We start from the raw sequence: 7,810 nt of genomic DNA on the forward strand, positions 1-7,810 counted from the left end.
AGGACCACACATCGGCAGAAATCCAGCAGTTTGAACCAAAGAGAGTACCCCAGGGACACTCATCAGCAAACCCCCAGCAGTTTAAAGTCTTTTTTAAAGTCTCACTCTTGCTTCTCCTAGAAAGGAGTGAAATACGTATGGCGCAAAACAATCGATGGGGCGGGCGCTTCGTGGTGGAAGACATGGCACCGGAGGCGGTCGTGACGCCGGAGGATTTTACCGACGAGCAGCGGATGATCGCGGATGCGGCGCGCGCTTTTCTCGCAGGCGAGGTGCGGCCGCGGGATGCGGAAATTGAGGCGCTCAATTACGAGCTCACGACGCAGCTACTGCGCAAGGCCGGCGATCTCGGCCTGCTCGGCGCGGACGTGCCGGAGGCGTACGGCGGCCTCGGCCTCGACAAAGTGAGCTCGACGCTGCTCGCCGAGACGTTCGCCGAGGCGTCGTCGTTCGCGCTGTCGATCGGCGCGCATGTCGGCATCGGCACGCTGCCGATCGTATTCTTCGGCACGCAGGAGCAGAAGGAGCGCTACCTGCCTGACCTCGCGACCGCCAAGCGGATCGCCGCCTACTGTCTGACCGAGCCGGCATCCGGCTCCGACGCGCTCGGTGCAAGAACGACGGCGCGGCTGTCGCCGGACGGCAAGCACTACATCCTCAACGGCTCCAAGCTGTACATTACGAACTCCGGCTTCGCGGATATTTTCATCGTGTACGCGAAGGTGAACGGGGACCATTTTACCGCATTCATTGTAGAGCGGGGCTACTCGGGCTTCAGCATCGGGCCGGAGGAGCACAAGATGGGCATCAAAGGCTCGTCGACCTGCCCAATCTTCTTCGAAGACACGCCGGTTCCTGCCTCGAACGTGCTCGGCGAGATCGGCAAAGGCCATCTCATCGCCTTCAACATCCTCAACATCGGCCGCTTCAAGCTGGCCGCTGGCTGCGTCGGCGGTGCGAAGGAGACGATCGGGCTCGCTTCCAAGTATGCGAACCAGCGTAAGCAGTTCGGTCGCTCGATCTCCTCTTTTCCACTGATTGGGGCGAAGCTGGCCGATATGAACATCGCCACTTATGTGCTCGAGAGCATGGTGTACCGCACCGCAGGCTGGATCGATGCGCTGCTGCAAGAGAGCGAGGCGGAAGGCGGTTCGGACGAGAACGCTGGAGCACGCGCGGCCAAAGCGATCTCCGAGTACGCGCTCGAGTGCTCGATCAATAAAGTGTTCGCGACGGAAGTGCTGGACTACGTGGCGGACGAAGGGGTGCAAATTCACGGCGGCTACGGCTATATCCGTGAATACAAGGTGGAGCGGATCTACCGGGACTCGCGGATCAACCGGATTTTTGAAGGAACGAACGAGATCAACCGGATGCTCATCCCGGGCACGCTCATGAAAAAAGCGCTTAAAGGCGAGCTGCCGCTACTCCGCAAAGCGCGCTCGCTCCAAGCAGAGCTGCTGCAGCCGATGCCGCTTCCTACCTTTGACGAGCCGCTTTCCAAGGAGACGTACCGGATTCAGCAGGCGAAGAAGATATTTCTCGCTGTCGGCGGGCTTGCGGTCCAGAAGTATGGGCTTGCGCTGGAACAGCAGCAAGAGGTGCTCTGCCTGCTCGCCGATATGATGATTCAAATCTTCGCGATGGAGAGCGCCAATCTCCGCACTCGGAAGATGCTCCTGAACGCGGAGACAGCCACGGCTGCCCGCACCAAAAATGCAACCGAAATGACAATCGTCTTCGTGCAGGAAGCGATGGAGAGGATCGAACGTTATGCGAAGACGGCGCTGTCTGCATTGGAGGAGGGCGATTCGCTCCAAACGCAGCTCTCGGTGCTGAAGAAGCTGACGCGCGCACCGCTGGCCGACACCATCGCGCTGAAACGCGGCATTGCCGCTCGTGTCATCCGCAGCGAACAGTACACGTTGTAGGAGGAGGCGTCACGCGTTATGGATCAGGCCCAAGCATCGCCATGGTTACGAAATTATCCCGGCGAAGTGCCGCACACGCTCGATATTCCGGACGTCAGCATCAGCGATCTGCTGCAGCAGACGGCTGCCAAATATCCGGGCAACGAAGCGCTGCACTTTTACGGCAGGAAGACCACATACCGCGAGCTGCTGGCTGCCGCGAACCGCATGGCGGCCGGCCTGCAAGCGGTGGGCATCGGCAAAGGCGACCGCGTCGCGATCATGCTGCCGAACTGCCCGCAGACGGTGATCTCTTACTTCGGCGTCCTGCTCGCCGGCGGGATTGTCGTCATGACGAACCCGCTCTATGTGGAGCGGGAGCTGACGCATCAGCTGAAGGACAGCGGCGCGCGATGCATCATCACGCTGGATCTGCTCTATCCGCGGCTGGCGCGGGTGCGCGGCGACGTGCCGGAGGACGGTCCGGTGCCGCAGCTGTGCACCGTGCTCGTCACGTCCATCCAGGATGAGCTGCCTTTTCCGAAAAATATGCTCTACCCGATCAAGCAGCGCCGCTCCGGCCATAACCCAAGCATCCCCTATGGCAAGCATGGCGTGACTCGTTATACCTCGTTTCTGTCGCGCGCGCCGAAGCTGCCAAGTCAGGTCGAGTTGAACCCGGAAGCCGATACTGCGCAGCTGCAGTATACCGGCGGCACGACCGGTCTTGCGAAAGGCGTGATTCTCACTCACCGTAATTTAGTTGCCAATGTCGTGCAGTGCTCGGCTTGGTTTTACCGCGTGGATGAGGGCAAGGAGCGGTTTCTCGCCGCATTGCCGCTCTTCCACGTCTTCGGTTTAACCGCGCTCATGAACTTGTCCGTTCTGAAAGGCGGCTCTCTCATTCTCCTCCCTCGCTTTGAAGTCCAAGCTGTGCTGGAAACGATACGCAAACAGAAGGCAACTGTCTTCCCGGGCGCGCCAACGATGTACGTAGCCCTTCTCAACCATCACGATGTGAAAAAATATGATCTCTCTTCGATAAAAGTTTGCGTAAGCGGCTCGTCGCCGTTGCCGCTTGAGGTGCAGACGAAGTTTGAGGCGTTGACTGGAGGCAGGCTCATCGAGGGCTACGGCTTAACGGAGGCATCGCCTGTTACGCATGTGAATCCGATCTGGACGAAGCGACGGATCGGCTCTATCGGTTTGCCGCTGCCGAATACCGACGCGCGCATTGCGGATATGGATACAGGCGAAGATCTGCCCGAGGGCGAGATCGGCGAGCTGCTCGTTCGCGGTCCGCAGGTGATGAAGGGCTACTGGAACAGCCCGTCTGCGACGGAAGCGGCTTTCCGAGGAGAATGGCTGCGGACCGGTGATATGGCGCAGGCCGACAGCGATGGTTTCTTTGCCATTGTGGATCGCATCAAGGACATCATCATCGCGAGCGGATTCAACGTGTATCCGCGCGAGGTGGAAGAAGTGCTCTACGAACATCCCGGTGTTCGGGACGCCTGTGTGATCGGGGTCAAAGACGAGTACCGCGGAGAAACGGTCAAAGCGTTCATCGTGCTGCGCAAAGACGTAAGCGTATCGGCGATGCAGCTGGACCGTTGGTGCCGGGATCGCCTTGCGGTCTTCAAAGTGCCGCATCTCTATGAGTTCCGTACGGAGCTGCCTATGTCGATGATCGGGAAGGTGCTGCGGCGCAAGCTGCAGGAGGAGGAAGCGAATGAACGAGAAGGAACAGGAGGATCCCCGCTCCAATGAGCGTGATGAGCTTGCGCAATTGAACCGGCTGGCGGAGGCTGCGAAGCCGACGTTCTGGGGTTATCTCGGCTGCGAGCTGGTTCATGCCGAGCCTGGCAAATGCGGCATCTCGCTGCAGGTGAGACCGGAGCATCTCAATCTCGCACATATTGTGCATGGCGGCGTGCTCGCATCGCTGCTCGATAACGCGATGGGGCTCGTCGTTATCATGGAATGCCCAGGGGAGAAGACCGTTACGACGCAGCTAAACGTCCATTATTTACAAAGTACAGGCATCGGCGAAATTCGCTGTGAGGCTGTGCTTATCCATAAATCCAGGCGAACACTCACATTGCAGGGCAGTATTGTCGATAATAAAGGTGAGCTGCTCGCTTGGGGAAGCGGAACGTTCCGCCGAGTAACGTAATTGTAACATGTTACATTTTTGTAGAGGGATGTCCGCCGCATTGAAAGCGTTACCCCTTTCCCCTATAATTAGGCTGTAAATGGAAATTCACCTGGGGAGATGGAGGGTGCGCATAATGGTTAGCCCATGGGTTACGGGCGCGGTCATCCTGTTCGGCATCATCGTTGCGGTTACAGGTGTGATCGCCTACTTACGAATGTATAAGAACAGCGCTTGGTCAGCCATGACTTCACGCTCGCCGGAATCTGACCCGCCTGAAACGATTATTTTCAAATCGCAGCTTCGGGAGGAGTCGGCAGCTGCCGAAGCGGAAGAGAAACCCGAACAGAACGAGAGTTGAAAATAATGTAAAGTTTGGGTGTTCGCTTTTAAGTGAAAGTTTAAAATGTTATAATTAATTGATAAATGAAACAATTCACTTAAATGGATTGTTTCAAAGAAAACATATTTGATTTCAAGCCGCTCTCAGAGCTCCTTTTCTCGTCTTCGTTCAAACGGATTGTTTAGGCACCAGTTGGTACCAGCCGCGGTTCAAGTTCCGCCGCGTGCGTTCTCGTACAGTAACTGTTAGGACCAGTAAGCCGATGCTAGGGAGGGGATTTCATGGCGAAACGCAGCCATAATGAAGTCAAAGAAAGCCTCGTGGAGCTGACTCGCATTTTTCAGCCGAAGGATTCACGGAAATTTGTCAGAGAGTACATCCGTAAGTATCGAATTATGGGAGGCTACGAGGAAGAATTAACCCTGCTAGTTGAACACGAGATGGGCAGACTCCGGTCGTCCGTTAGCTGAATAGAGTGAATCGATAACCTTGTCCTGCACGTTAGGACAAGGTTTTTTGTTATTTGCGCCTGCTCTGACTTTGACGGGAGGGAGGCACGCAGATGATTCATTACAAGACGGATGAGCAGCTGATAGCCATACGCAGAACAGGGCGTATTGTATCAGCTTGCCATCGGGAAATCGCTGCGCGGATCAAGCCTGGCGTGACGACGCTTGAAATCAACAAGTTCGCAGATGCATTCATGCGCAAGCACGGGGCACGTCCCGCGCAGATCGGGTATAAAGGATATCCTTTTGCGACATGTGCCTCTGTAGGGGATGTTGTGTGCCACGGATTTCCGTCGGCTGTTCCGCTAAAAGAAGGGCAGATTGTGACGATCGATATGGTGGCGGAGCTGAACGGCTGGATGGCGGATTCCGCTTGGACGTATGCGGTCGGCAAGGTGAGTCTAGAAGTGGAGCGGCTCATGAAGGCGACGAAACAGGCGCTGTACCGGGGCATTGCGCATGCGGTCGAGGGGAAGCGGCTTGGCGACGTCGGCTACGCGGTGCAGCAAATTGCCGACCGAGAAGGGTACTCGGTCGTGGAGGAGTTCATCGGGCACGGCATAGGACGCCGCATGCATGAGGACCCGCAGGTGTTCCACCGCGGGAAGCCAGGCACCGGCAAATGGCTGCGCAAAGGGATGGTCATTACGATCGAGCCGATCTTCGTGCTTGGCGACCCTCATGTGCGGATCGACAATGACGGCTGGACGGCACGAACGGTCGATGGCACATGGGGCGCGCAATATGAGCATACGGTGGCGGTGCGGGATGGGGAACCGATTATTTTGACGCGGTAGTCGTGATGGACGATTCGGATCGCTGCGAAGCCCGGTATTCGCGCGGCGTCATGCCCGTCTTCTTCTTGAACAGTCGATTGAAAAATTTCATGTCCTGGTAGCCGGCGCGAAGAGCGAGCCGGCTTATCAGGTCATCGGTGCGCAGCAGCAGCTTGCAGCTGAGCTCGATGCGCGCGCTCTGCACATAGGCGAGGAATGTCATGCCCGTCGCCTTCTGGAAGCTGCGCTGAAATTGCCGCTCGCTGACGCCAAGCTGCGCGGCCATGGCTGCAACCGTGAGCTCAGGTGCCGCGCAATCGGCATCGATCGCCTCGATGATCTGCTGGACCGAGCTTGGTGGTTTACTCACTGCTCTCGAGAGTTGTTGCTGCTGCTGGTTTTGGTGCTGCCCGGACAGCGTTTCGCGTTCCAGCTGTCTGCGGTACAGCATGATCAGCAGCTCGATGACCGCTGCGCACATGGACGCGGCGTAACCGGGGCGGCGAGTCGTGAATTCCTGATATAGCTTATGGAACAACAGCTGACCTTCCTCGCCGCGCTCATGCACGTGCAGCCACTGCTGCTTGCTGCAGAGCTGGCGGTACATCGCCGCTATCGCCGGCTCCGCTGGCACTGCTTGCAGCAGCTTGTCCAGCTGTTCCATCGTGAAAATACAATTGTAGATGATGAGCTGCCTGCTTCTGGCGGTGGATCCGGGACGAAACACATGCGGAACGCCGACCGGGATGAGGAACAGATCGCCGCGGGCAACCGGCATCTGCTCGTCTCCGATGTAGTGGAAGCCGGTCCCCTCGGCAACGATGCACACCTCAATGAAGTCATGCGCATGCATCAGCAGCTCAAATGTTTCATGCACGCGGTTCACATAGATCGGCGTCTCGTTGTCATTTTCAAAGAGGGAGGAGAATGGCAGCAGCCGCTCGCCTTTGGAGAACTCCGGCTTGGCTGGGGCTGAGGGAATCTTCGTCGGCATCTTGATCGTTCGCTCCTTTCGTTATTTTGATTATAGCGCCTCCAGGTCGATATGGACGATAGGGATACATGATTTAGACGCGTCCAGGCAATAATAGCCGAAATAACTGGAGGTGTTTTCCGATGTGTGAAGCAATTGCCATTACGGCTCCGTCCTCGGAGCTGACGGATAAGTTTGAGCTCGACAACGTACTGCTCTATATCGCAAACCGCAATGAAGTGACTCCTACCGATACGATTTCAGCGATTTTCGAACACAAAGACGCAGGGCGTATTTTGGACGAGTTCCGTTGGGGAATGGTGCCTTATTGGGCCAAAGATTCGACGCATATGGACCGCAATAAGCTGTTCCAGAAGCCGATTTATGAGCGGATTATCCAGAAGCAGCGCTGCATCATTCCGTGCAACGGCTTCTATGTGACGCGGACGATCGGCAAAGAGGTGCATCGCATCAAGCTCACCATGCGCAGCGGGACGTTCGCGATTGCGGGACTGTACGACGTGTTCCGCCAAGCATCCGGCTTCGAGATGCGCACCTGCACGATGATGATGACGGAAGCGAACCCGCTCGTCTCCCCGTATCAGCCGCTTATGCCGGCGATTCTGGAGCCCGAGGCTATTGGAGATTGGCTGCATCGCGGCAAACGCACGCCGTACGAGCTGCATTCGGTGCTGCGTCCGATGGACGAGCTGCGCATGATCGCGATCCCGCTGGACGGCTCCGGCGACGGGGAAGTGGAGCTGCAACCGCGGACGGAGTGGGTGTAGGGAGAGGTTTGGGGGTTGGAGGCTGGCGGCTGACGGCGGTCCCGGTGCGCTAACGGACTCCAGCGACGTTATTTGTCCGAAATCGGGGGCTTCCTGATTCTAACGGACCCGAGAAGCCTTATTTGGGGTAAACGAGACTCAATGGGTCGCAAAATGGGACAATAGCGCCGCTGGAGTCCGTTAGCGGTTTTTTGAGTGCTATTTTGGGTTAAATAAGATCGATACGATCGGTTAGCGTAAACCACCTGCAGGCTGTTACATATGAAAAGAGACCGCTGCGGCGCAATGTCATTAAGTTAACTCAATGACATTGACCGAGAATAGAAATGGAATCCAAAATGGCATGAGGGAAACCC

8 protein-coding genes are annotated in these 7,810 nt (G+C 56.9%); 7 read left to right on the forward strand and 1 reads right to left on the reverse strand.

Annotated features, from left to right (window positions below; all coding sequences use genetic code 11):
- Positions 1–137 precede the first annotated feature (137 nt).
- The 6 genes from A8990_RS31015 to map all read left to right on the forward strand — a co-directional run bounded on the left by A8990_RS31015 (position 138) and on the right by map (position 5,714).
- Positions 138–1,931, forward strand: a complete 1,794-nt coding sequence (locus A8990_RS31015; RefSeq protein ID WP_116192882.1) for an acyl-CoA dehydrogenase family protein — start codon at positions 138–140, stop codon at positions 1,929–1,931.
- Positions 1,932–1,949: 18 nt separating this feature from the next.
- On the forward strand, positions 1,950–3,680 hold the full coding sequence (locus A8990_RS31020; RefSeq protein ID WP_116192883.1) for a long-chain-fatty-acid--CoA ligase: 1,731 nt from the start codon (positions 1,950–1,952) through the stop codon (positions 3,678–3,680).
- Positions 3,643–4,086 (forward strand): PaaI family thioesterase, encoded by a 444-nt coding sequence (locus A8990_RS31025; RefSeq protein WP_116192884.1) that lies wholly within the window; start codon positions 3,643–3,645, stop codon positions 4,084–4,086. The genes A8990_RS31020 and A8990_RS31025 overlap by 38 nt, the downstream gene beginning before the upstream one ends.
- Positions 4,087–4,201: 115 nt before the next feature.
- Positions 4,202–4,426, forward strand: coding sequence for a hypothetical protein (locus A8990_RS31030; RefSeq protein WP_116192885.1), 225 nt, complete (start codon positions 4,202–4,204; stop codon positions 4,424–4,426).
- A gap of 263 nt (positions 4,427–4,689) precedes the next feature.
- Positions 4,690–4,878: a hypothetical protein gene (locus tag A8990_RS31035; protein WP_090579883.1), complete on the forward strand. Its 189-nt coding sequence runs from the start codon at positions 4,690–4,692 to the stop codon at positions 4,876–4,878.
- 92 nt (positions 4,879–4,970) lie between these two features.
- Entirely contained in the window at positions 4,971–5,714 is a 744-nt protein-coding gene (gene map / locus A8990_RS31040) for a type I methionyl aminopeptidase (RefSeq protein ID WP_116192886.1), read from the forward strand.
- Here the strand turns inward: map and A8990_RS31045 are convergent.
- Positions 5,698–6,687 (reverse strand): helix-turn-helix domain-containing protein, encoded by a 990-nt coding sequence (locus tag A8990_RS31045; protein ID WP_116192887.1) that lies wholly within the window; start codon positions 6,685–6,687, stop codon positions 5,698–5,700. The genes map and A8990_RS31045 overlap by 17 nt on opposite strands.
- Before the next feature lie 122 nt (positions 6,688–6,809).
- On the opposite strand from A8990_RS31045, the gene A8990_RS31050 reads away from it, so the two are divergent.
- Entirely contained in the window at positions 6,810–7,454 is a 645-nt protein-coding gene (locus tag A8990_RS31050) for an SOS response-associated peptidase (protein WP_116192888.1), read from the forward strand.
- The last annotated feature ends 356 nt before the right edge of the window (positions 7,455–7,810 follow it).

It is taken from the genome of Paenibacillus taihuensis (assembly GCF_003386535.1).
Classification (GTDB): domain Bacteria; phylum Bacillota; class Bacilli; order Paenibacillales; family Paenibacillaceae; genus Paenibacillus_Z; species Paenibacillus_Z taihuensis.